A 22,689-nucleotide genomic window follows, 5' to 3' on the forward strand; every position below is an offset into this window, starting at 1 on the left:
CGGTGCTGGCGGTGCGGCAGGCCCTGCGACCGCGACCGCCCGGCGGGCGCTGCGCGACCGGGCGGCGGCCCAGAAGCCGGCGCGCCGGGCGCAGTTGACGCTGCGCCGGGTCAACGTCTGGTCGGTCTTCAAGTTCAGCTGCATGCTCGCCATCGCGCTGTGGCTGGTGTGGATGATCGCGATCGGCGTGCTCTACGGCGTCCTCGACGCCTCGGGCGTGGTCAGCTCGATCAACGACGCCTACGCGCAGCTGCAGGGTGACTCCACCACGATCATCCGGCCGGGTCAGGTCCTGGGGATCGCGGCGATCGTCGGCGTCGTCAACATCGTGCTGTTCATCGCGCTGTCGTCGCTGTTCGCGGTCATCTACAACCTGGTCTCCGACTTCGTCGGCGGCGTCGAGGTGACGTTGTCCGAACGCGAGTAGGGCCCCCGGCCCGGGTCGGTCGACCCGGGCGGGAACCCGTCCGACCCCGACCGGTATTCTCATCGGTCGGCACCCGGGCCTGTAGCTCAGGCGGTTAGAGCGCATCCCTGATAAGGATGAGGCCGGAGGTTCAAGTCCTCCCAGGCCCACGTACGACGTGGTTCGTGTCCCGAGGTGTGAGGTGGTCGCCGTGGCCGTGCCCGACAAGGCCCTGCGTGGCGCGGCGGCAGCCGCGGTCGCGCTCGGCGCCGGCGCCCTGGGCGTGGCGACCTCGCTGCTGGCGCGCTCGCGCCGCGCGGCGCGGGCCAACGCCGATCTCTGGAGTCAGGCCACCCGCGGTGTTGCGGAACGTGACCTCACCCCGCCGTCGACCGTCGCGGTCGACAGCTCGAGGCGTCGTCACGACTGAGCGTCCGCGCACGACGCGCACCCCGGGGACGTGGCGCAACTGGTAGCGCACCGCCTTTGCAAGGCGGGGGTTGAGGGTTCGAGTCCCTTCGTCTCCACCCCTTGGTGGCCGACCCCAGGGCCCGCGGCTCAGCAGCTCCGGGAGCTCCGGCAGCTCAGCGGGTCGGGCTGGCTGATCCCGTCGCCGTCGACCCACTCGCACCGGGCGTGCTGTTCACGTCCGCGTCGCCGGTCTCGTCGTCACTGCTGATGGGGTCCGGCCTCGGCACGTCGGTGTCGGTCGGCACCTCCGCACCCGGCGGGCCCCAGTCGGCGAGGGTGGCGAAGCCGTCGCCGTCGTCCGCGGGCCTGGGGTCCGAGACGCTCCCGGACGCGCTGCAGGTCCGGTCGCCCGCCATGTTCTGACGGTCGAAGTAGTGGACGACGAACGAGCTGTTCTCCCCGAACGAGGTCGCGGCGTCGTCGTTGGACAGCGCCGGGTCGGCCAGCTGGTAGCGCACGATCCGGGTGAACTGGCACGACGGCGCCACCGAGAGGATCGAGAACGACATCGGGTCGTCCCCGCCGACCCGCAGCAGCCCGCCGAGGCCGGTCGTCCCCTCGACCAGGCTGATGCGGCCGTCGCGTTGCAGGTCGCTCTCGGCGTTCTGCCGGTGCACGTGCCCCGACGCCTGGGCCCGGACGGTCGGCCCGAGGCTCGCGCTCATCAGATCGGCCTCGACCGGCTCGTGGGCGAGCAGCAGGTCGAGATAGGTCGAGCGGTCGAGCTTGTCGAGGGCGTCGGCCGCGGCGCGGGTCTGGACCCGGGTGACGGTCTCGGGGTTGTCGGAGCCGAGCTCGCCGGACGCGCCGTAGGTGCGGGGGTCGGGGGTGCCGTAGACCTGCAGGCCGAACGCGGTGACGATCTGGTCGGTCAGCACCGTGACGCCCGGGATGGCGTCCATCCGGTCGGCGACGGCCGTGGAGTCGTGGTTGCCCTTGATCCACAGCATGGGGGTGTCCCGGGTGACGGCCGCGATCGAGTTCACGTAGTCCGGCGTCAGCTCGGCGGCCTGGCCCACGAGCGTCTCGTCGCCGGTGTTGACGATGAACGCGACGTCGTTGGCCGCGATGTACTGCTGCAGGTACGGGTAGATGTTGCGGCGGTGGACGTCGCTGATGAACAGCACCCGGTAGGCGGTGTCGGCCGTGGCGTCCGCCGTCGCGGGCGCGGTGATGGCGTCCTGCAACCGCAGGACGGCCCGGATCTTCGCGGCGGCGTTGCTGTCGCGGGCGTCGAGGGCGGCCAGCCGGTCGGGGGTGGCGGCGACGTCGGCGAGCAGGCCGGTGACCTGGTAGCCGCGCACCCAGTTCGCGTCGTAGCTGATCCCGCCGACCAAGCCGGCGGCGACCACCACCACCCCGCTGACCGCGCCGACCTGTCCCGACAACCTCCGCACCCGGTGACCGGTGCCCCCGTCCGGTCGGCCCGGTCGGCCCGGCCGGGGGCTGCGTGGCTGTCCGGTTCCCGGCGCCGCGAGGGCGAGGGCACCGTCGACGAGCAGGCGGCCGGCGAGCGCCCCGACCAGCAGGCCGAGGAGCGCGGCCAGGCCGAAGTGCAGGGCGACCCACGGGATGCGGCCTTCGAGGTCGGAGCGGGCGCGGTCGGCGAAGTCGTCGGTGCCGGTGACGGCGCGGACGGTGTCGAGGTCGACCTGTGGCGCGATGTGCAGTCCGAGCGGCACGGCGGTGACGTGTCGGAACACCAGGCTGCCGAGGCTGGAGTCGACGGTGATGCCCCGCTTGGACGGCACGGCGGTGGCGGTCACCGTGACCTCCACCCCGGCGATCGAGGTGCGGTACGGGACGATGACCACCGCGACGCCGGCGAGGACGATGCCCAGCACGGCCGCGACGACCACGCGGGCCGTGGTGACGAGCGCCCGGCGGTGGTCGAACCGGCGGCCGCGCGCCGCGAGAGTCGGGGGCAGGCCGGGCAGCGGCAGGGGCAGCTGCTCGGCCTCGTGTTCCACGTGGAACCAGGCTACGGACCGGCCGTGCGGGGCCCGGTCGCGGTCAGAGCGTCACGCCGCGGCGGGCCAACCAGATGATCGGGTCGGTGCTGTTCTCCGGCCCGTAGAAGCTGCCCACCCGCACCTCGAAGTGCAGGTGCGGCCCAGTGGACTGGCCCTCCTGGCCCTCGTAGGCGATGAGCACCCCGGCGGTGACGTTCTGACCGACGCGGGCGACCAGCACCCGCATGTGGCCGTAGATCGAGAACGTGCCGTCGTGGTGGTCGATGACGACCCAGTTGCCGAACCCCTGCGCGGGGCCGGACGCGACGACCGTGCCGGGCCCGACGGCGTAGATCGGTTCGCCCAGCGGACCGGCGAGGTCGACCCCCCGGTGGAACGTCCCCCACCGGGCGCAGTAGCAGGACGAGATGCGGTAGTTGGTCATCGGCCGTCCCCAGGCGCCGGTGGTCGACGGCGGCGGAGGCGGGGGCGAGATGCTGCCGCCCTGGTTCTGCGCCGCGGCGGCGACGGCCGCGGCCTGGCGGGCGGCCTCGGCGGCACGGCGCTTGCGCTCCAGGTCCGCGAGGTAGGCGTTGTAGGCCTTGCGCTGGTCGACCAGGCCCGACAGCTTCGCCGCCGCGGTGGCGGCCTGGCGGTTGACGTCGGCGAGGGTGGTCGCGAGCTCGGCCCGCTTGCCCTCGGCCGTCCCGAGGGAGGCCAGGGCCGTCTTCTGCTCGGCGCCGGCCTGCTCCTGCAGCCGCTCGGCCTCGGCCAGGGCGTCGCGGCGCGCGACCTCGGCGTTGGAGGCGGCGACGTTGGACACCGTGAGCGCGGTCAGAGTCGCCGCCCGGCGCTTGGCCAGGTAGCTGGACGCCGCGATGGTGAACTCGACGTCGGAGGTGTCGGAGAACAGCAGGGTGGCGCCGCTGTCGCCCGTCGCCCCGTTGACGTACTGGTCGAGCGCGAGGGCGTGCACCGCCCGGCGTGCGCCGTCGACCTTCGCGTTCGCGGCGTCGAGGTCGGCCTTGGCCTGGTCCGCGGCCTCGATCGCCGCGGCGACGGCCTGGGTGGTCTGCTGGTACTTCACGACCGCGGCGTCGGCCGCCGCCTGCAGGGCGATGATCTGGCCCTGCAGCTCCGCGGCCCGCGCCTGCAGCGAACCCAGTTGGGCGGCGAGCGCGGCCCGGGCCTTCTGGGCGGCCGAGATCTGGCCGTTGCTCGGGTTGGGCGGGGGCGGGGTGGCTCCGGCCGACCCGGACGCGACGAGCAGCGACCCGGTCAACGCCAGGACGAGCGTGGCGACGGCGGCGAGGCGGCGCAAGGGGTCTCCCAGGTACGGGGGCGGGGCGGGGCCCATCGAACCACAACCGTCACATCATTCCCGTTCGTCACACGCGTGACAGGGGCTCGTTTCCTGAGGCGTCGGCGACCCCGGGGTGCCGACCGGGTCCGCGGGAGGTGCCCCGGTCAGAGGGTGACGCCGCGCTGGGCCAGCCAGAGCACCGGGTCGGTGCTCGTGGCGGCGCTCGCGTAGCTGCCGGTGCGCACCTCGAAGTGCAGGTGCGGACCGGTCGACTCGCCCTCACTGCCGACGTAGGCGATGAGGGTGCCGGGCTCCACCTGCTTGCCGACGACGGTGGCGAGGACCCGCATGTGGCCGTAGATGGAGAACGAGCCGTCGTGGTGGTCGACGACGACCCAGTTGCCGAACCCCTGCGACGGGCCGGCGGCGACGACCGTGCCGGCGCCGACCGCGTAGATGGGCGTGCCGAGCGGAGCCGAGAGGTCCACGCCGTGGTGGAAGGTGCCCCAGCGCGCGCAGTAGCAGGACGCCACCGTGTACTTCACCAACGGTTTGACCCACGAGGTGCCGGGCAGCGGGGTCAACCCCGGTCCGCCCGCGACGTAGGTCGTGCCGGTGCCCGTGCCGACCGGCCCGCCGCTGCCGGCGAGCGCGTTGAGCTCGGTGAGGAACGTCTGGTAGGCCTTGGTGTCCGCGGCCGAGAGCGGTGCGGCGCCGGCGGCCTTCGCGGCGTCGTCGCGCAGGGCGGTCACCGCGGCGAGGAACACCCCGTGCTGGGTCTGCACCTCACCGAGGGCGGTGAGAGCCGTGGCGCGCTGGGTGTCGGCCTTGGTCTGCAACGTGCGCGACCGGTCGACGGCGTCCTGCTGGGTCGCGGCGAACGCCTCGGCCGCGGACTTCGCGGCGGTGAACCGGGTGTAGACGTCCTCGTTGCGGGACGCGAGGAAGCCCAGGGCGGCCACCGCGAAGTCGAGGTCGCCGACGTTCTCGGTGAGCAGCAGGGCCGAGCTGGTGTGGGGGATGCGGTCGACGTAGGTGTCACGGGCCAACACCTGCAGCTGGGTGCGGGCGGCGTCGAGGTCCTCGTTCGCGGTGGCGAGTTCGCTCTGCGCCTTCGACGCGGTGGCGAGCGCCGCCTGCACCTGGCGGGTCGTGGCCGTGTACGTCGCGATCGCCTTCACGGCCACGGTCTGCTTCGCGGTCAGGTCGGCCTGCAGGGTCGTCGCCTGGGTGCGCAGCTCGGTCAGCCGGCCGGTGAAGGTGGCCGGCACCCCCTTGGACGCGGGGCCGGTGTCGGTGGGGCTGGAGGTCGGGGTCGCGGTGGGCGTGGCGGTCGTCGTCCCCGTCGCGGGCGAGGTGGGCGTGCCCGTGGGAGGGGTCGGCGGCGGTGAGGTCGTCCCGGTCGACGACGTGGTGGGCGGCGGGGTGGTCGGCGCGCCCGCCGCGGTCCCGGTGGTGGCGACGACGGCCGCGCCCACGAGAGCGGTCGCCAGGGCCGCGAGCGTCGTTGCTCGCCGGCCGGTCTGTCGTCGCATCAGGAGAATCTGCCTCAGAGTGGATGGTGGTGCGAGAACCCTACTTCCTCACACCCGCTTCACGCGCGGCGCGGTCGCGGTGGAGGTGGGTCCCGGGCGCCGCGGCCGGGACGTGCCCCGACCGCCTAGGCTCCTCACCCGTGCGCCCCACCGACCTGCTGGCCGTGTGGACCGGGAAGACCGTGCTCGCGGTGTTGCAGCGTGCGGGCCGCAAGGGCAACGCCCTGCCCGGGCTGGTCGTCGAGAAGCTGTTCCCGCGGTTCCTCCCCCGTGCGTTGGCGACCCTGCCCCTCGGGATCGTCGTCGTCTCCGGGACGAACGGCAAGACGACGACGACGAAGATGGTCGCCACCGTCCTCAACGGGCACCACCGGGTGCTCACCAACGACTCCGGCTCGAACTTCGTGCGGGGGGTCATCACCACGGTCGTGGACGCCGCCGACCGTCGGGGGCGGATCCCGGCCGACGTCGCGGTGCTCGAACTCGACGAGGCCTGGGCGGTCCGGTTCGTCGAACTCGTGAAGCCCGACCGGGTGCTGCTGCTCAACGTCATGCGCGACCAGCTCGACCGGTTCGGCGAGATCGACACCACCGCCCGGTTGCTCCGGACCGTCGCCGAGTCGGCCACCACGGCCGTCGTCCTCAACCGCGACGACCCCCGCATCGCCGCGCTCGCCACCACTGCCGGCGCCCCGGTGACGTACTACGGCGTCGCCTCGGCGCTCCGACGGGACTTCCCCACCGACGAGGAGCTCTACGACGACGTGTCGGAGGGCGAGGACCCGGACCTGCCGGCCGACGTGAGCGACGACGTTCCCGCCCGCGCCGAACTGCGGACCCTCGCCACGCCCGACCACCCGGCCATCACGCTGCGCCTCGACGGCACCGACCACGACGTCGTCCTGCGGGCCGAGGGCACCCACAACGCGCAGAACGCCGCGGGCGCCGCCGCGCTGGCGTTGACGACCGGACTGACCGGTGAGCAGGTGCTCGCGGGCCTCGCCCGGGTCGAGCCCGCCTTCGGGCGCGGGCAGGCGTTCAGCATCCGCGGCCGGCACGTCGTCCTGCACCTGGTGAAGAACCCGGCCGGTTTCCGCCAGAGCCTGCGCGCCCTCGACCACGCCGACCCGGCCGTCGTGACGGTCGCGATCAACGACGCCGACGCCGACGGCCGCGACGTCTCCTGGCTCTGGGACGTCGACTTCCGCTCGCTGCAGCGGTTCCCGGACGCCTCGATCCGCACCTCGGGCGTGCGGGCGGCGGACATGGCGCTGCGGCTGTCCTACGACGACGTCGACACCGACGTCGTCGAACCCGACCTGGAGCGGGCGGTCTCGGACGCGGTCGACGCCGCGCCCACGGGCGGGGAGGTCGTGGTCTTCGCGACCTACACCGCGATGTGGCACCTGCACCCCCGCATGGAACGGATGGCCACCCGGCCGCCGGAGGTGACGTCGTGAAGATCGCCCACCTCTACCCCCGCGAGATGAACCTCTACGGCGACACCGGCAACGTGCTGGTGCTGCGACGCCGGCTCGAGTGGCGCGGGCTGCCCGCCGAGTTCGTGCCGGTCCGGCAGGGCGACCCGATCCCGGACGACGTCGACGTGCTGGTCGGCGGCGGCGGGCAGGACGCGGCCCAGGGCGACATCGGCACCGACTTCGTCGCGCGCGGGCCGCACCTGCGCGAGCTCGCCGAGGCCGGGGTGGTCTTCCTGGCGATCTGCGGCAGCTACCAGCTGCTCGGCCACCGGTTCGTCACCCACGAGGGCCGCGACATCCCGGGCGTCGGGATCCTCGACGTCGAGACGTTCGGCAGCTCGACCCGGCTGATCGGCAACATCACCGTCGACAGCCCGCAGTTCGGCCGGCTGGTCGGCTACGAGAACCACAGCGGCCTGACCCGTCTGGGACCCGGTGCCGAGCCGCTCGGCCGCACGGCGGCCGGGCGCGGCAACAACGGCGAGGACCGCGGCGAGGGCGCGGTGTGGCGCAACGTCATCGGGACCTACCTGCACGGCCCGCTGCTGGCCAAGGCACCGGCGCTCGCCGACGAGCTGCTGCGCCGCGCGCTGGTCCGTCGCGGCGAGCTCGCCGAGGGCGACACCCTCGCCCCGCTCGACGACCGCCGCGCCGCCCGCGCTGCAGAGGTCGCTGTGACCCGCCCGCGCTGACTCCCCGCGCCCTCTACCCTTCGCACCCGATGCCCACCTCGACTCCGACCGCCACCCGGTGGCGCGCCGCGGGCCTGCTCGCGGCCGCCCTCACCGCCGCGACCGCGACCGCCTGCACGGCGTCGTCGAACGGTCCCGCCACCACGACCTCGACGATCGTCACGACGTCGACGGCGCCGCCCGCGACCACCACCCCGATCAGCGAGGCACCCGTCGCCCCGGCGAAGCCGGTGCAGGAGGTCGCGGCGCCGGACAACACCTGCCCGTACATCAGCAACGACGCCGCGCGGCAGGCCGAGGGCGACCGGGTCGGCCGGGTCATGCTCACGACGACCTCGCCGCCCGGCTGCAACTTCTACTGGCAGTACGACGACAGCCGGATGATCCTGCAGATCTCGGTGCAGAACTACCCGAGCCAGGTCGGCGCCTACAACGCGATGATCCGCGACACGATCGCCGCGCCCGAGCGCATCGGCGTGCAGGCGCTCATCGCCCAGGACGGTTGCACCGCCGCGACCACTCAGGACGACCGGCCCGAGAAGTGCGTCGACGCGATCCTCTACCGGACGACCTTCTACCCGCCCGACGGCAACACCGACTGGGCCGCCGCCTTCGCCAAGAGCAAGCGGGTCGTCACGGTGAAGACGCAGCAGAACGACGTGTCCTTCAACGCCAAGAACGTCGCCGCCCAGATCGCCCCGCGCTTCTAGCTCTCCCGGTTCGCACGGGCCTCGGACAGCACGACGCCCCGCCGACCGTGAGGTCGACGGGGCGCTCGTGGTGCAGGTGCGGTCAGCTCGCCGACGAGCCGTTGTTGTTGGTGTTCTTGGTGACGTCGGCGGCCGCGGCCTTGGCCCGGTCGGAGACGTCGTCGGACTTCGCAGCGGCGGTGTCGGCGGCATCGGCCGTCTTGTCCGCTACCTTGTCGGCCGCGTCCTTGACCTTGTCCGCGGCCTTGTCCAGCGCGCTGTCGCCCGAGGTGTCGGCCGAGGACTTCACGTCGTCGACCTTGGTGGCGACCTTGTCCGCAGCCTTGGCGGCGGTGTCCTTGACCTCGGACGCGGCGGTCTTGGCCTTCTCGGCGGCGGTGTCGGCGACCGAGCTGACCTTGGCCGCGACCGACGAGCCGCTGTTCGAGGAACCGGAGGAACCGCCCGAACCACCGGCCGGCGCACCGGCGCCGCCCGCCTTGCCGAGCACCCGCGCCGCGGCGACGGCGGCGCCGACCACGACCAGGATCGAGACGATGAGGCCCTTGCGGCTCTTGCTCTTGGGGCGCAGGTCGCCCTTGGCGGCGGCCGCGACGGCCTGAGCCCGCACCAACGCCTCGTCGGAGACGGCCTTGCCGCGCTTCTCGGCCTTGGCGATGACCTTGTCGGCCTGCTTGACGGCCTGCTTCCACTGCTTGTCACCGCGCTTGACCGCGGTGTCGCGCAGGTCGAGCGCCCGGTTCGCGGCGGCGTCGCTCGCGGTGCCGAGCTGGTCGTGGAGCTGCCCGATGAGGGCGTCGGCCTTCTTGCCGGCCTTCTTGCGGGTCTTGCTCGCCTTCTTGTCGGCCTTCTTCGACAGCTTCGCGGCACGCTTGTCGGCCTGCTTGCGCAGCTCGGCGGCGCGCTTCTCGGTGGCCGCCCGGAGGGCGTCGGCCTGCTTGCGGCTGCGCTTGGACAGCGTCTCGGCGCGGTCGGCAGCCGCCTTGCGCAGCTCCTCGGCGCGGTCGGACGCCACCGACGACGCCTGCTCGCCCAGGGACTTGCTCCGCTCGGCGAGGGTCGCGGCAGCGCCGGCGACCGCCGTGCCGAGCGAGTCGCGCGCGGTGCTCGCGCGGTCGGCGGCGATCGAGGAGAGCGCGCTCGCCTTCTCGCCCACCGCCGCAGCGATCGGCGCGGCCTTCTCGCCGACGGTCGCCGAGAGATCGGCGGCGCGCGCGGTCACGGCGTCGGACGCGGTGCTCACCCGGTCGCTGACCTCGTCACGGACGCTGTGGTGGCTCACAGTGGACTCCTCGCTGGTCGTCAGGTCTCGAACGACAGGGCGGACCCTGCCGGGCCCCACGGCCCGGCATCCCCATACCCGCGCGTGGCAGGATTGAACCCCTGCGTCCGCCGAGTGCGACGGATCGGGCACCGCTGCCTTGCGGGTCGGCCCGGCCTGTCGCGCCCACCCGTGACCGCCGCCACCGGCGCGGTCGCCTCCCGAGGAGGAATCCCAGCCGTGCCCACGCGCGCCACCCTGCACACCAACCGGGGCGACATCGTCGTCAACCTGCTCCCGGACCACGCCCCCAAGACGGTCGCCAACTTCGTCGGCCTCGCCGACGGCACCAAGGAGTGGACCGACCGCGCCACCCGCCAGAAGAAGACCGGCACGCCGCTCTACAACGGCACGATCTTCCACCGCGTCATCAGCGGCTTCATGATCCAGGGCGGCGACCCCGAGGGCACCGGCATGGGCGGCCCGGGCTACCAGTTCGGTGACGAGTTCCACCCCGAGCTCTCGTTCGACCGTCCCTACCTGCTCGCCATGGCGAACGCCGGCCCGGGGACCAACGGCTCGCAGTTCTTCATCACCGTCGGCAAGACCCCCCACCTGAACCGCAAGCACACGATCTTCGGTGAGGTCGCCGACGCCGAGAGCCGCGCGGTCGTCGACGCCATCGCCACCACCAAGACCGGTCGCGGCGACAAGCCGGTCGACGACGTCGTCATCGACTCGATCGAGATCGAGTCCTGAGCAGTTCCGTGAGCACCCGAGCGAGGCACGAGCGAGGCGCGGAGCTTCGAGCCCGCCGTCGTCGTGTGCGGCGGGCGGGTTAGCAGTGAGCGACACGCAGACCGGTCTCGCGCGGTGCTACCGGCACCCCATGCGCGAGACCGGTGTGCGGTGCGTGCGGTGTGACCGGCCGATCTGCCCGGACTGCATGCGACCGGCGTCGGTCGGGTTCATGTGCCCCGACGACGTCAAGCTCGGCAACGCCACCATCCGCCAGCCGCGCACCTCGGTCGGGGCCTCGGTCGCGCGCAGCGCCACCCCGTGGGTGTCGTACACCCTCATCGGGCTCAACGTCGCGCTGTTCCTCATCACGTTCGGCACCACGAACGTCGGGGTGCTGCACAACCAGGGCGGCGGGCTCTACCGCAGCTGGATCCTCGTGCCGTCGCTCGTGCTGCAGTCGCACGAGTACCTGCGCCTGTTCACCAGCGCGTTCCTGCACCTGAGCCTGCTGCACCTCGCCTTCAACATGCTGGCGTTGTACGTCCTCGGCCCGCCGCTCGAGACCCTGCTCGGCCGCTGGCGGTTCGTCGCGGTGTACCTGCTGTCGGCGCTCGGCGGATCGGTCGCGGTGCTGTGGCTCTCGCCGTTCAACACCGCCACCGTCGGGGCGTCGGGGGCGATCTTCGGCCTGTTCGGAGCGGCGCTGCTGCTCTACCGCCAGCTGCGCATCGACCCGCGCTCGCTGGTCATGACCCTGGTCCTGAACCTGGTCATCACGTTCACGCTGCCGTTCATCTCGTGGCAGGGGCACGTCGGCGGGCTGCTCGTGGGCGCGCTCGCCGGTGCGGCCATCGGCGGCCTGCCGACCCGCACGCCGCGCCGGCTCGACACCCGCTGGCAGGGCGTCGGGCTCGGGGTGCTGCTGCTCGCGCTGGTCCTGCTGACGGTCGCGGCCCAGGCCGTCCGGGGCTAGAGGGGGTCAGCGGGCGCGGCGGCGGATGTCGCCGCCGAGATCCGCGCGCCGGTCCGCGGGCGCGGCCGCCACGATGCGGCGGGCGGCGGTCACCGGGTCCGCGTCGAGGGAACGACGCCCCAGCACCACCAGCACGTCACCGGCGTCGACCTCGAGGGTGTGGACGATGCGTCCGAAGCGGATCCGCTCGTCCACCGCGACGGTCTCGACCACGTCCCACGCCAACCGCCGCTGACCGGTCACCTCGCGCACGGTCAGGCCGTCCGGGTCCACGACCAACCGGGGCGAGCTCCGGCGGTCCACCACCGCGAGCGCGGCGAACGCCACGGCGACGGCCACCGCGAGCACCCGGCCCTGGAGATCGGCGAACACCGCGGTGACGGCCGCGACCAGGGCGACCGCGGCGAAGGCCCGCGCCCACGCCGGGGCGGGGCCGAACCTCAACCGCGGGTCGTCCACAGCCCTGTCCACAGCTGGGGACGAATGACAGCCATGTGGTTCTCCACAGTCCGGTCCACACCTGGGGACGAACGACACCGGTGTCGTTCACACCGGTGGACAGACCTGTGGGTCAGCGCCAGCGGACGCTCATGAGCAGCCCGAGCACGAGCACACCGAAGCCGATCGCGAGGTTCCAGCCCCCCAGGTCCTGCATGTACGGGACGTCGCCGCCCGCGATGTAGTAGACGACGATGTAGGCGAGCCCGAGCAGCAGGACCACCGCCATGGTGATCGGGTACCACTTCGGCGACGGCCCCTGCCGTTCCACGACGACGGGCGTACGCGACACCCCGCCTCGGGCGGCGGCGGTGGCGGGCTTCTTGCGGACCTTCGACTTCGGCACGGGTGGTTCCTCGGATCGCGGCAGGCGGGGTGTGGCCCGCGTGGTCGGCGCTAGCGTAGTGCGCGATGGACAGGGGCGAGGACGGAACGCAGCGCACCCGCCGGCCGGTGACGCTGTGGCGGGTGCTCGTGCCCGTCGTCGCGCTCGGTGCCGGGGCGCTGTTCGCGACCAGCGCGCAGACCGCCCGGGGCACCGACCTGCGCTCGCCCGAGACCGTCGACCTCGCCGGGACGGTGCGCTCGGCCACGGGCACCGTGGCGAGCCTCGACGCCGCGGTCCGCGTGCTCACGGCCCAGGTCGACGCCGCCGCGGCCGCCGCGGGCAAGGGCAACGGCCGGGTGACGGCCGTGCAGTCGCAGGTCGAGGCCCTCGGCGACCCGTTCGGCCAGACCCCGGCCACCGGCGACGGCCTCACCGTCACCCTCGACGACGCCCCGGCCTCGGCCGTCGACCAGGTCGACCCGACCGACCAGGCGGCGCTCGACCAACTCGTCATCCACCAGTCCGACCTGCAGGCGGTCGTCAACGCCCTGTGGGCGGGCGGGGCGCAGGCGATCTCCATCGTGGGGCAACGGCTCGTGCCGACCAGCGCGGTCCGGTGTGTGGGCAACACCCTGCTGCTCAACGGCCGGGTCTACTCGCCGCCCTACGCGGTCGAGGCCATCGGACCTCCGGACACCATGAGAACGCGACTCGCGAACTCCTACGGTGTGTCATTGTTGGAGCAGGCCGTGCAGGCTTACGGCGTGGGATACGAGGTCTCCGACCCCCACACCGTGACCGTGCCCGCGTACGACGGCCCGCTGGACCTGTCCTACGCCGCTCCGGGTTGACCCTGGACGGTAGCCCGAGCGCCCGGTCGGACCACCCCGGCCGGGCACCTGTGTGAGCAGAGGTGAGCGTTGACCGCGACCCAGGTTGCCCTCGGCGGCGACGACGGTGACGGCGGTGGCCGGCACTCGGCCACCGACACCCTCCCACGCCGACGCTCACGGGCCGACAAGGTCCGCCTCGTCGCCCGCGGCATCGGGCAGACGCTCATCACCGGCGGCCTGATCATCCTGCTGTTCGTCGTCTACGAGGTCTGGGTGACGAACCTGTTCGCCGCCCAGAAGCAGTCCGAGGTGCACAAGGCGTTCCAGCAGGTCCTCGACCAGCCCACCGTCGGCTCGGAGACCCTGCAACTGCCGGGTGCTGCGCAGAAGACGATCCCGGCCGGTCAGGGCATCGCCAACCTCTACATCCCGACGTTCGGTCAGGACTTCAACTTCACGGTCGTCGAGGGCGTCAACGACGCCGACCTGGAGAAGGGCCCCGGCCACTACTCCGGCACCGCGCTGCCCGGCCAGGAGGGCAACTTCTCGGTCGCGGGCCACCGGGTCGGCAAGGGCGAGCCGTTCCTCAACCTCGACCAGCTCAAGCCGGGCGACGCCGTCGTGGTCCAGGTGCCCGGGTTCTGGTACGTCTACCAGATCCTCGGGCAGGGGACCGACCTGTCCAAGCCCGACGCCAACGGCGTCGTGGGTCGCGAGATCGTCGCCCCGACCGACGTCGCCGTCATCGCCCCGACGCCCGACAAGGCCGACAGCCAGCCGTCCGGCAGCTACATGACGATGACGACCTGTCACCCGAAGTACTCGGCGAGCCAGCGGATGATCCTGCACGCCAAGCTCACCGCCACCAAGCCCGCCAAGGGCAAGCTGATCCCGACCGAGCTCGGAGGCACGCTCTGATGTACGTCTTCATCTGGCGGCACCTGCCCGGCGTCACCGCGCTGCGGATCCTGCAGGTCGCGTTGCTGATCGCCGCGGTCTCCGCGCTGCTGCTGTTCGTCGTCTTCCCGTGGGCCGAACCGCGGCTGCCGTTCGACAACGTGACCATCGACGAGGGCGGCAACGGCGCGAACACGGTGGTCACGACCGTGACCACCAGCGTGCCGTCGGTGCTGCCCGGCAACTAGGCCGTGTCTCAAAACCCCATGCTCTGCTGCGCGGTGCCGAGGCACGGCGTCTGCTGCGTTGTCGTCGTCGCGGATACAACCCTGGTAGCCGACTCCTCCTCCGCCTCGCATCCACCGCACCTCAGCGCCGCTCGCGACGAGCGGGAGTTCTGAGACACGTCCCAGGCCAGGAAGGAGGCACGCGCGGTGCGCGTCCTCGTCGTCGACAACTACGACAGCTTCGTCTACAACCTCGTCCAGTACCTCGCCCAGCTCGGGGCGGAGGTCGAGGTGCTGCGCAACGACGACCCGGCCCTGTCCGACGCCGGTGCGGCGGTCGCGGCCCACGACGCCGTGCTGGTCTCCCCCGGCCCCGGCACGCCCGAGGAGGCCGGGGCGTCGATCCCGGTCGTCGAGGCCGCCGCGGCGTCGGGAACCCCGTTGTTCGGCGTGTGCCTCGGCCACCAGGCCATCGGAGTGGCGTTCGGCGGCGTGGTCTCCCGCGCGCCGGAACTGCTGCACGGCAAGACCTCGCTCGTCGAGCACGACGGCACCGGGGTCCTCGCGCCCCTGCCCTCGCCGTTCACCGCGACCCGCTACCACTCCCTCGCGGTCGAACGCGACGGTCTGCCGGGTGACCTCGAGGTCACCGGTGCCACCCCGAGCGGCGTGATCATGGCCCTGCGCCACCGCTCGCTGCCGATCGAGGGCGTGCAGTTCCACCCCGAGTCGGTGCTCACCGAGGGCGGCCACCGGATGGTCGCCGCCTGGCTGCGCTCGGCGGGAGCGGAGATCCCCGACGCCCTCATCGACGAGCTCGACGCCCAGATGGCCGGCATGCGCGCGACGGCTTTCGCGGGCCTGGCGTAGCCGCCGCTCACCCGATCCGGCGAGTGGTCACGAAACCCCTTGAGTGGTCAGCATTTCCTGACCACTGACCGGGGAAGGTGACCACTCACCGGAGCTGCTCGGTGCGCCAGGCGCTCAGCGCAGCGGGGTCGCGAGTCCCGAGTCCGCGGCGGCGACGGCGGCCCCCGATCGCACGAACTCCACGGCCGCCTCGATCTCCGGGGCCAGCGGGCGGTCGGAGCCTGCGACCGGCACGTGTTCACGCAGCGCGGCGACGACCGCGCCGGTGGCGGGGCCGGGGCGCAGCGGCGCGCGGAAGTCCAGCGCCCGGGCCGCGGCGAGGACCTCGATGCCGAGCACGCGGGTCAGGCCGTCGACGGCCCGGCGCAGCTTGCGGGCGCCCGACCACCCCATCGAGACGTGGTCCTCCTGCATGGCCGAGCTCGGTATCGAGTCGACGCTCGCGGGGTTGCCGAGCCGCTTGAGTTCGCTCACCACCGCGGCCTGCGTGTACTGCGCGATCATCAGCCCGGAGTCCACGCCCGGGTCGCCGGCGAGGAACGGCGGCAGGCCGCGGCTGCGGGCGACGTCGAGCAGGCGGTCGGTCCGCCGCTCGCTGATGGAGGCGACGTCGGCGACCGGGATGGCCAACAGGTCCAGGGCGTACGCGACGGGCGCGCCGTGGAAGTTGCCGTTGGACTCGACCCGCGCGCCGGCGGCGGCGTTGCCCGCCTCGTGGTCGACGCCCGCGCCCACCGCGTCGTCCCAGACGACGACCGGGTTGTCGACGGCCGAGCGCAACTCGAAGCCCGCGGTGCTCCGCACGAACCCCAGGACGTCACGGGCGGCGCCGCTGACCTGGGGGGCGCAGCGCATCGAGTAGGCGTCCTGCACGTAGGTGCAGTCCGGCCCCTGGTGCGAGGCCACGATAGGCGAGTCGGCGAGCAGCGCCCGCAGGTTGGTCGTCGCGGTCGCGATGCCGGGGTGCGGACGCAGCGCTGCGAGGTCGGCGGCGAACACCCGGTCGGTGCCGAGCATGGCCTCGATGCTCATGGCGGCGGCCAGATCCGCCGAGCGCAGCAGCAGATCCACGTCCGCGCAGGCCAGCAGCAACTGCCCGAGCATGCCGTCGGTGCCGTTGATGAGGGCGAGCCCCTCCTTCTCGGCGAGGACAACCGGCTCGATGCCGGCTGCCGTTGCAGGGTGCAACGAACCGTCCGCGGCGGCGACGGTCCCCTCCCCCATCAGGGCCAGAGCGACGTGCGAGAGCGGCGCGAGATCCCCACTGCAGCCCAGCGATCCGAACTCGTGAACGACCGGCACGTACTCACTGTTGCACCATGCAACGTAGGCGTCAGCCGTCGAGACCCGCACCCCGGTGTGGCCGCTGGCGAGGGTTGCGAGCCGCAGCAGCATCAACGACTTCACCACCTCCCGCTCCACCGCCGGGCCCGAGCCGGCGGCGTGCGAACGCACCAGGCTGCGCTGCAGGTCGGCGCGCTTCGCCGGCGGGATCGAGGTGGTGGCGAGGGCGCCGAATCCGGTCGAGACGCCGTAGTGCGGCACCGGATCGGCCGACAGGGCGTCGATCACCCGGCGTGAGCGTTCGATCCGCTCCCGGGCGGCGGGGGCGAGTTCGACCCGCGCCCCGTGGCGGGCCACGGCGACGACGTCGGCTTCGGTCAGCGGTGCGTCGCCCACGACGACAGAGGGAGAGGTCACGGCCGACGAGCCTGCCACGCCCGGTGCCACCGGACGGCAGCGGTGGACCTGACGTCTCCACCCGGATCTCCACCCGTCGGCGGATCCGCGGAACACCCGGCGCGACGAGGGTTCTCCCCATGACGACCACCGACTGGATCATCGACATCGCGCTCGTGCTCATCGTGCTGCGACAGGTGCGCACCTCGAAACTCGGCTGGCACACCGTGCTGCTGCCCCTCGGCATCGTGGGGTGGGTCGGCAGCAGCTACCTCGTCTCCGTGCCGACCGGCGGCAACGACCTCTGGTTGATTGCCGCCGGCGTGACCGTCGGCGTCGCGCTCGGCGTCGCCGGCGGGTTCACCACCAAGGTGTGGGCGATCGGTGGCCGGGCCCACGTCCGCGCCGGGGTCACCGCCGCCACCCTCTGGGTCGCGAGCATGGGCGCCCGCCTGGGCTTCATCGTCTGGGCGAGCCACCCCGCGGGCGAGGCCGCGCTGGGCCGCTTCAGCGCCGAGCACCACGTCACCGGCGGCGACGCCTGGCAGGACGCGCTGGTCCTGCTCGCCCTCTGCGAGGTCGTGGTCCGCATCGGCGTCATCGCCGCCCGCGGCCTACGCATCAACGCCGCCGGCCGCCACGGCGCCGCCACCCCCGACCCTGAGCTGGTCGCCGCCTGACCCCGCGTCGCCTCGACCCGCTCCAGGCCACAGAAGTGCAGGGTCTGGTTGCTCCGACCGCCGTCGAGCAACCAGACCCTGCACTTTTCTCACCCAGGCGGCCCGGTCGGATGCGCCGGGAGCCGAGCCGAGGCGGAACCGCGACCAGTAGCGTCGGTCGACGTGCTGGCCATCGAGATCTCCCGACCCGGCGGCCCCGAGGTCCTGCAGCCCGTCGAGGTCGACGATCCCGTGCCCGGCGAGGGCGAGGTGCTGCTCGACGTCGTGTCCTCCGCGGTGAACCGGGCCGACGTGCTGCAGCGGGAGGGCCACTACGAGCCGCCGCCCGGCGCGTCGCCGTACCCCGGCCTGGAGTGCTCGGGCCGTGTGGCCGCCCTCGGCGACGGCGTCAGCGGGTACGACGTCGGCGACGAGGTCTGCGCGCTGCTGTCGGGTGGCGGGTACGCGGGCCGGGTCGTCGTCCCCGTCGGCCAGCTGCTGCCGGTCCCCGCGGGGGTCGACCCGGTCGAGGCGAGCGCGTTGCCCGAGGTGGCGTGCACGGTCTGGTCGATGGTCTGGGACCTCGGCCGGCTGGCCTACGGCGAGACCCTGCTCGTCCACGGCGGCACCAGCGGCATCGGCACGTTCGCCATCCAGCTGGCCAAGGCGTACGGCGCCCGGGTGTTCGTCACCGTCGGCTCGGCCGCCAAGCAGGAGGCGGCGCGCGAACTCGGCGCCGACCTCGCCGTCAACTACCGCGACGACGACTTCGTCGAGGCGGTGAAGGGCGCGACCGACGGCCGGGGGGTCGACGTCGTCCTCGACAACATGGGCGCGAAGTACCTCGAGCGCAACGTCGCCGCGCTCGCCACCGGCGGCCGGCTCTGCAACCTCGGCATGCAGGGCGGGCGCAAGGGCGAACTCGACTTCGGGTTGCTCATGGCCAAGCGCGCGAGCGTGGTGTCGGCGTCGCTGCGGGCCCGCCCCGCGGCCGACAAGGCCCGGGTCGTCGCGTCGACGCAGGCCGTGGTCTGGCCGTTCGTCGAGAGCGGCGCGGTCCGGCCCGTGGTCGACAGCCGCTTCCCGCTGCGCGACGCGGCCGCCGCCCACCGTCGCCTCGACGAGGACCACATCGGCAAGGTCCTGCTCACCGTCTGATCACCCCCCTGACACACCCCCGTCGGGAACGGGTGAACGGCAGGTGAACAGCCCGGAAACTCCCACTCCCGCCTGCTGACACACCACGGCGTGGGGCCACGCTGTGTGTCGTGGATGCAGCGACGGTGATCCTGGTGTTGGTCGTGGCGGTGGCGTTGTCGTTCGACTTCACCAACGGGTTCCACGACACCGCGAACGCGATGGCGACCTCGATCGCCACGCACGCGCTCCCGCCCAAAGTGGCGGTGGCCCTGTCCGGCGTGCTGAACCTGGTGGGTGCGTTCCTCTCGGTCGAGGTCGCGCTCACGGTCACGAACGCCGTGGTCAAGATCCAGGACAAGAGCGGGGCGCCGAAGGCCGCCCTCACCGCCGACGGCGGCAGTCCGCTGCTGACGATCGTGCTGGCGGGACTCGTCGGCGCGATCGTGTGGAACCTGCTCACCTGGCTGCTCGGCCTGCCGTCCAGTTCCTCGCACGCCCTGTTCGGCGGGCTCATCGGTTCGACGATCGCGGGTCTGGGCTGGAGCGGGGTCAACTGGAACGGCGACGGCAGCAAGATCGACGGCGTCATCGGCAAGGTGATCGTCCCGGCCGTCGCGTCGCCGATCGTCGCCGGCGTCATCGCCGCGGTCGGCACCTGGCTGATCTACCGCGTCGTGGTCGGCGTCGCCGCGAAGTACACCGACCGCGGCTTCCGCTGGGGCCAGATCGGCTCGGCGTCGCTGGTCTCGCTGGCGCACGGCACCAACGACGCCCAGAAGACGATGGGCGTCATCACCCTGGCCCTCATCGCGTCAGGCCACTGGAGCTCGACCACCGGCATCCCGTTCTGGGTCAAGGTCGTCTGCGCGCTGGCCATCGCCCTCGGCACCTACCTCGGCGGCTGGCGCATCATCCGCACCCTCGGCAAGGGCCTGGTCGAGATCGCGCCGCCGCAGGGTCTCGCCGCCGAGACCTCGTCGGCCGCGGTCATCCTCGTCTCGAGCCACCTGGGCTTCGCGCTCTCGACCACGCACGTGACCACCGGGTCGGTGCTCGGCACCGGGCTCGGCCGGCCCGGTGCGACCGTGCGCTGGCGGGTCGCCGGCCGCATGGTCATCGCCTGGCTCATCACCATCCCGCTCTCGGCGCTCGTCGGGGCGGTCATGTGGTGGATCGCCCACCTGCTCGGGGGCGGGGTCGCCGGGGCGCTCGTCGACACCGCCATCCTCATCGCCCTCGCCACCGTCATCTACCTGCGTTCGCGCAAGGACGCGGTCCACGCCGGCAACGTCAACGACGAGTGGGAGGGCGACGCGCGGCCGCGCGCCGAGCAGCCCGCCACCGTCGACGCCTGAGAGAGGAACGCACCGTGCACGTCTTCGGACTCGAGCTGAAGTCGATCGGCCAGATCCTGCTGATCGGCCTGCTCTTCGGCGCCGGCCTGCCGTTGATCTTCTCCCTCGGCATCCGGGCCTCGGCCTGGGGCGCGGGCGGCGACGCCGAGGTGGAACCCGGTGGGGTGGTGGCCCAGCCGCACGCCCTCGGACGCGTCCTCGCGATCGTCTGCTTCGCGGTCGTCGTGCTGGCCGTCGTGCTCGGGCTGGTGTTCATCATCGCCACCGGGTTCGGCAAGGCCCTCGACTTCAGCAACATCTACCCGACGCTCGTCGACAAGAAGTGACCGGCCCGGAACCGGGGAGGACCACGACATGACCGACTCCAGCACCAACGTCGCCAGCCGCGTGCTCGAGTGGTTGCGCGCGGGGTACCCGTCCGGGGTGCCGCGTCAGGACTACGTGGCGCTGCTCGGCTTGCTCCGCCGCAAGCTCACCCCGACCGAGGTCCACGACATCGCCGGTGACCTCGCGGTCCTCGCGGCGCAGGGCGAGGTCGTCACCAGCGACGACGTCCGCGACCTCATCTCCGCGGCGACCCTCGACGAACCGGCCGAGGACGACGTGCGACGGGTCTCCGCGCACCTCGCCGCGGGCGGCTGGCCGCTCGCCGACGACCCGCAGTAGCAGCCCAGCCCACCCCGGGTGATGGGAAGCGTGGTGGCGGGAAGCGGTGGCGCGGCTCAGGCCGCGGCGGTGTACTCGCCGAGCGCGAGCAGCAGCCGGTTGACGTCGAGCGCCGACGTGTAGGGCATCAACCCCACCACGCACACCCCGCCGATCTCGTCGACCCCGAGCGTGCCGAGGTAGGCCTCGACCCCGGTGGCGCCGGTCCACACCGACACCCCGCGGGCGAGCAGTTCCTCGCCCACCTCGTCGGGGGTGCGGCCGGCGACGGCGAGGCCCAGCACCGGGATGCGTGGGCCCTCGGACCGGATGACCGTCACCCCGGGCAACGCCTCCAGCCCCGCGACCAGCCGCGCGTACAGCGCCCGCTCGGTCGCGGCGATGCCGGCCAGTGACGCCTGTACGCGGGCCCGGCGGGTCCCGGTGACCAGGTCGGGGTCGTCGGGGTCCGCGAGCGAGGCCAGGTGCTCGACGACGGCGGGAACGCCCGCGAGCAGCTCGACCGGCAACGGGCCGACGTCGACGAACGACGAGCGGTCGACCCCCGTGCCCACACGGCGCCGGCCGTCGATCAGCGCCTGCCACAGCGGCCCGGAGGCCGCGAGCGCGCCCATCGACGGCCCGCCGATCCCCGCGAGCGACAGCGCGAGGCCGTCGAGGCCGAGCTGGTCGAGGTCGAGCGGCACGTGGGGCAGGGCGGCGGTGGCGTCGGCGACCACGAGGGCGCCGGCGTCGTGGGCGGCGTCGGCGATGCTGCGGACCGGGACGACCGCTCCGGTGACCGGCCCCGCGACCGGCAGCACGACCAGCCGGGTGTGCGGGCCGAGCAGCTGCTCGTACTGCCAGGCGGGCAGCTCGCCGGTCTCGACGTCGACCTCGGCGACCCGCACGGTGGCGCCGACCGCGCGGGCGGCCGCGACCCAGGGGGCGACGTTGCGGTCGTGGTCGAGGCGGGTCAACACGATCTCGTCGCCGAGCTGCCACCCGCGCGACAGCCGCCACGCGCACAGCCGGAGCAACTCGGGCAGGGTGGCCGCGAGCGCGACCCGCGCGCCGTCGCCACCGACCAGGTCGGCCACTGCGACCCGCGCGGCGTCGGCCGCGGCGGTCGACCAGCGCGATCCGGCCGAGACCGAGCCGGGCTGGGCGGGCGAGGAGCGCAGGGACGCCCCGATGGCCCGGATGACGGACTCGGGCATGAGGACGTCGTAGCCGCCGTCGAGGTGGGAGACGGTCGGCGAGAGCGTCGTGTAGAGGCCGCGGACGCGGGCGGTGTCGACGCGCGGGGTGGGGATCTGGTCGGAGGCGGGTGCCATGTCAGTGCCGCCCGGTGGGCAGACTGCTGACATGACGTCGACGCACGGTTCCGGCACCTTTCCCGCGGATGAGACGCCCGAGCCGTCGGAGTGGGGTTCGACCCGCGACCAGGACGGCGCCCACCGTAGCGAAGCCGGATCGGCGACGGCAGGTGCGGTCGACCCCGGTTCCGACGATCCGAGCGAAGCCCTCGCGGCCCAGGTCGAGCAGCCGGCGAAGGTCATGCGGATCGGCACCATGATCAAGCAGTTGCTGGAGGAGGTCCGGGCGGCTCCGTTGGACGAGGCCGGGCGCCGTCGGTTGGCCGAGATCCACGCGTCGTCGATCCGCGAGCTCGAGTCCGGGCTCGCCCCCGAACTGCGCGACGAACTCGAACGCCTCACCCTGCCGTTCGCCACCGAGGACGACCACGTGCCGTCGGAGGCCGAGCTGCGGATCGCGCAGGCCCAGCTGGTCGGCTGGCTGGAGGGGCTGTTCCACGGCATCCAGACCGCCCTGTTCGCCCAGCAGATGGCGGCGCGCCAGCAGTTGGAGGAGATGCGACGTCGCGCCCTGCCCGGCGGCTCCGGTGCGGGCGGGGGGCAGCAGGCGGTGATCGTCGGGCCGGGCGGTCAGGTGCTCGGCCAGGTGCCGGGCGGCGCGTTCGGCGGCGGTCGACCCGATGACGGCCAGGGCACCGGCCAGTACCTCTGAC

Annotated in this window: 25 protein-coding genes and 2 tRNA genes; 19 read left to right on the forward strand and 8 right to left on the reverse strand. The window is 73.0% G+C overall.

Annotated features, from left to right (window positions below; translation table 11 throughout):
* From ACXR2U_RS20000 to ACXR2U_RS20015, 4 genes are all read left to right on the forward strand, one after another.
* A partial coding sequence (locus ACXR2U_RS20000) for a DUF3566 domain-containing protein (protein ID WP_458826844.1) occupies positions 1-427 on the forward strand: 427 nt, incomplete at its 5' end.
* A 75-nt stretch (positions 428-502) separates the two neighbouring features.
* A tRNA-Ile gene (locus tag ACXR2U_RS20005) sits at positions 503-576 on the forward strand.
* 41 nt (positions 577-617) lie between these two features.
* Positions 618-836, forward strand: a complete 219-nt coding sequence (locus ACXR2U_RS20010) for a hypothetical protein (protein WP_458826845.1) — start codon at positions 618-620, stop codon at positions 834-836.
* A 24-nt stretch (positions 837-860) separates the two neighbouring features.
* A tRNA-Ala gene (locus ACXR2U_RS20015) sits at positions 861-933 on the forward strand.
* Positions 934-990: 57 nt separating this feature from the next.
* Here the strand turns inward: ACXR2U_RS20015 and ACXR2U_RS20020 are convergent.
* The 3 genes from ACXR2U_RS20020 to ACXR2U_RS20030 form a co-directional block, all read right to left on the reverse strand.
* Positions 991-2,847 (reverse strand): metallophosphoesterase, encoded by a 1,857-nt coding sequence (locus ACXR2U_RS20020; RefSeq protein ID WP_458826846.1) that lies wholly within the window; start codon positions 2,845-2,847, stop codon positions 991-993.
* Between the two features lie 43 nt (positions 2,848-2,890).
* Positions 2,891-4,150, reverse strand: coding sequence for a peptidoglycan DD-metalloendopeptidase family protein (locus ACXR2U_RS20025; protein WP_458826847.1), 1,260 nt, complete (start codon positions 4,148-4,150; stop codon positions 2,891-2,893).
* Positions 4,151-4,296: 146 nt separating this feature from the next.
* Entirely contained in the window at positions 4,297-5,667 is a 1,371-nt protein-coding gene (locus ACXR2U_RS20030) for a peptidoglycan DD-metalloendopeptidase family protein (RefSeq protein ID WP_458826848.1), read from the reverse strand.
* Positions 5,668-5,807: 140 nt separating this feature from the next.
* Here ACXR2U_RS20030 and ACXR2U_RS20035 point away from each other — a divergent pair, with 140 nt between their 5' ends.
* Genes ACXR2U_RS20035 through ACXR2U_RS20045 form a run of 3 tightly spaced genes read left to right on the forward strand, consistent with a single transcriptional unit; the run spans position 5,808 to position 8,550 of the window.
* A complete protein-coding gene (locus ACXR2U_RS20035; protein WP_458826849.1) occupies positions 5,808-7,127 on the forward strand; it encodes a DUF1727 domain-containing protein in 1,320 nt (439 codons plus the stop codon).
* Positions 7,124-7,840 (forward strand): type 1 glutamine amidotransferase, encoded by a 717-nt coding sequence (locus tag ACXR2U_RS20040; protein WP_458826850.1) that lies wholly within the window; start codon positions 7,124-7,126, stop codon positions 7,838-7,840. Before ACXR2U_RS20035 ends, ACXR2U_RS20040 begins: the two co-directional genes overlap by 4 nt.
* A gap of 29 nt (positions 7,841-7,869) precedes the next feature.
* Positions 7,870-8,550: a hypothetical protein gene (locus tag ACXR2U_RS20045; protein ID WP_458826851.1), complete on the forward strand. Its 681-nt coding sequence runs from the start codon at positions 7,870-7,872 to the stop codon at positions 8,548-8,550.
* A gap of 82 nt (positions 8,551-8,632) precedes the next feature.
* On the opposite strand, the gene ACXR2U_RS20050 is transcribed toward ACXR2U_RS20045, so the two are convergent.
* On the reverse strand, positions 8,633-9,832 hold the full coding sequence (locus tag ACXR2U_RS20050; RefSeq protein ID WP_458826852.1) for a hypothetical protein: 1,200 nt from the start codon (positions 9,830-9,832) through the stop codon (positions 8,633-8,635).
* Between the two features lie 210 nt (positions 9,833-10,042).
* On the opposite strand from ACXR2U_RS20050, the gene ACXR2U_RS20055 reads away from it, so the two are divergent.
* Positions 10,043-10,570, forward strand: a complete 528-nt coding sequence (locus ACXR2U_RS20055) for a peptidylprolyl isomerase (RefSeq protein ID WP_458826879.1) — start codon at positions 10,043-10,045, stop codon at positions 10,568-10,570.
* An 85-nt stretch (positions 10,571-10,655) separates the two neighbouring features.
* Positions 10,656-11,525 (forward strand): rhomboid family intramembrane serine protease, encoded by an 870-nt coding sequence (locus ACXR2U_RS20060; RefSeq protein WP_458826853.1) that lies wholly within the window; start codon positions 10,656-10,658, stop codon positions 11,523-11,525.
* A 6-nt stretch (positions 11,526-11,531) separates the two neighbouring features.
* Here the strand turns inward: ACXR2U_RS20060 and ACXR2U_RS20065 are convergent, their stop codons facing one another.
* A complete protein-coding gene (locus ACXR2U_RS20065) occupies positions 11,532-11,969 on the reverse strand; it encodes a PH domain-containing protein (RefSeq protein WP_458826854.1) in 438 nt (145 codons plus the stop codon).
* 127 nt (positions 11,970-12,096) lie between these two features.
* The gene (gene crgA / locus ACXR2U_RS20070) at positions 12,097-12,369 is read right to left on the reverse strand and encodes a cell division protein CrgA (protein WP_458826855.1); all 273 of its coding nucleotides are present in this window, start codon (positions 12,367-12,369) and stop codon (positions 12,097-12,099) included.
* A gap of 65 nt (positions 12,370-12,434) precedes the next feature.
* Between crgA and ACXR2U_RS20075 the strand changes: the two genes are divergently transcribed.
* From ACXR2U_RS20075 to ACXR2U_RS20090, 4 genes are all read left to right on the forward strand, one after another.
* Positions 12,435-13,202 carry a DUF881 domain-containing protein gene (locus ACXR2U_RS20075; RefSeq protein WP_458826856.1) on the forward strand — a complete coding sequence of 256 codons (768 nt, stop codon included), beginning with the start codon at positions 12,435-12,437 and terminating at the stop codon, positions 13,200-13,202.
* Between the two features lie 69 nt (positions 13,203-13,271).
* Complete coding sequence (locus tag ACXR2U_RS20080) at positions 13,272-14,102, forward strand: class E sortase (protein WP_458826857.1); 831 nt, start codon at positions 13,272-13,274, stop codon at positions 14,100-14,102.
* Complete coding sequence (locus tag ACXR2U_RS20085; RefSeq protein WP_458826858.1) at positions 14,102-14,329, forward strand: hypothetical protein; 228 nt, start codon at positions 14,102-14,104, stop codon at positions 14,327-14,329. The genes ACXR2U_RS20080 and ACXR2U_RS20085 overlap by 1 nt, the downstream gene beginning before the upstream one ends.
* A gap of 186 nt (positions 14,330-14,515) precedes the next feature.
* The gene (locus ACXR2U_RS20090; protein WP_458826859.1) at positions 14,516-15,178 is read left to right on the forward strand and encodes an aminodeoxychorismate/anthranilate synthase component II; all 663 of its coding nucleotides are present in this window, start codon (positions 14,516-14,518) and stop codon (positions 15,176-15,178) included.
* A 114-nt stretch (positions 15,179-15,292) separates the two neighbouring features.
* Here the strand turns inward: ACXR2U_RS20090 and hutH are convergent, their stop codons facing one another.
* Positions 15,293-16,879: a histidine ammonia-lyase gene (hutH, locus tag ACXR2U_RS20095; RefSeq protein WP_458826860.1), complete on the reverse strand. Its 1,587-nt coding sequence runs from the start codon at positions 16,877-16,879 to the stop codon at positions 15,293-15,295.
* A gap of 119 nt (positions 16,880-16,998) precedes the next feature.
* Between hutH and ACXR2U_RS20100 the strand changes: the two genes are divergently transcribed.
* From ACXR2U_RS20100 to ACXR2U_RS20120, 5 genes are all read left to right on the forward strand, one after another.
* Entirely contained in the window at positions 16,999-17,538 is a 540-nt protein-coding gene (locus ACXR2U_RS20100; protein WP_458826861.1) for a hypothetical protein, read from the forward strand.
* 162 nt (positions 17,539-17,700) lie between these two features.
* Positions 17,701-18,675: an NAD(P)H-quinone oxidoreductase gene (locus ACXR2U_RS20105; protein WP_458826862.1), complete on the forward strand. Its 975-nt coding sequence runs from the start codon at positions 17,701-17,703 to the stop codon at positions 18,673-18,675.
* 110 nt (positions 18,676-18,785) lie between these two features.
* Positions 18,786-20,012 carry an inorganic phosphate transporter gene (locus ACXR2U_RS20110; RefSeq protein WP_458826863.1) on the forward strand — a complete coding sequence of 409 codons (1,227 nt, stop codon included), beginning with the start codon at positions 18,786-18,788 and terminating at the stop codon, positions 20,010-20,012.
* Between the two features lie 14 nt (positions 20,013-20,026).
* Positions 20,027-20,338, forward strand: a complete 312-nt coding sequence (locus ACXR2U_RS20115) for a hypothetical protein (protein ID WP_458826864.1) — start codon at positions 20,027-20,029, stop codon at positions 20,336-20,338.
* A gap of 28 nt (positions 20,339-20,366) precedes the next feature.
* Positions 20,367-20,678, forward strand: coding sequence for a DUF3349 domain-containing protein (locus ACXR2U_RS20120; RefSeq protein ID WP_458826865.1), 312 nt, complete (start codon positions 20,367-20,369; stop codon positions 20,676-20,678).
* Positions 20,679-20,734: 56 nt separating this feature from the next.
* Here the strand turns inward: ACXR2U_RS20120 and ACXR2U_RS20125 are convergent, their stop codons facing one another.
* Positions 20,735-21,994, reverse strand: a complete 1,260-nt coding sequence (locus ACXR2U_RS20125) for an aminotransferase class V-fold PLP-dependent enzyme (protein ID WP_458826866.1) — start codon at positions 21,992-21,994, stop codon at positions 20,735-20,737.
* 31 nt (positions 21,995-22,025) lie between these two features.
* Between ACXR2U_RS20125 and ACXR2U_RS20130 the strand changes: the two genes are divergently transcribed.
* Positions 22,026-22,688, forward strand: coding sequence for a bacterial proteasome activator family protein (locus ACXR2U_RS20130; protein ID WP_458826867.1), 663 nt, complete (start codon positions 22,026-22,028; stop codon positions 22,686-22,688).
* Position 22,689 lies beyond the last annotated feature (1 nt).

The sequence above is a fragment of the Jatrophihabitans sp. YIM 134969 genome (genome assembly GCF_054456675.1).

Coding starts and splice junctions, on each gene's coding strand:
- ACXR2U_RS20030 (WP_458826848.1), bottom strand. CDS start 5,667: ATGCGACGACAGACCGGCCGGCGAGCAACGACGCTCGCGGCCCTGGCG.
- ACXR2U_RS20045 (WP_458826851.1), top strand. CDS start 7,870: ATGCCCACCTCGACTCCGACCGCCACCCGGTGGCGCGCCGCGGGCCTG.
- ACXR2U_RS20075 (WP_458826856.1), top strand. CDS start 12,435: ATGGACAGGGGCGAGGACGGAACGCAGCGCACCCGCCGGCCGGTGACG.
- ACXR2U_RS20085 (WP_458826858.1), top strand. CDS start 14,102: ATGTACGTCTTCATCTGGCGGCACCTGCCCGGCGTCACCGCGCTGCGG.
- ACXR2U_RS20100 (WP_458826861.1), top strand. CDS start 16,999: ATGACGACCACCGACTGGATCATCGACATCGCGCTCGTGCTCATCGTG.
- ACXR2U_RS20120 (WP_458826865.1), top strand. CDS start 20,367: ATGACCGACTCCAGCACCAACGTCGCCAGCCGCGTGCTCGAGTGGTTG.
- ACXR2U_RS20125 (WP_458826866.1), bottom strand. CDS start 21,994: ATGGCACCCGCCTCCGACCAGATCCCCACCCCGCGCGTCGACACCGCC.
- ACXR2U_RS20130 (WP_458826867.1), top strand. CDS start 22,026: ATGACGTCGACGCACGGTTCCGGCACCTTTCCCGCGGATGAGACGCCC.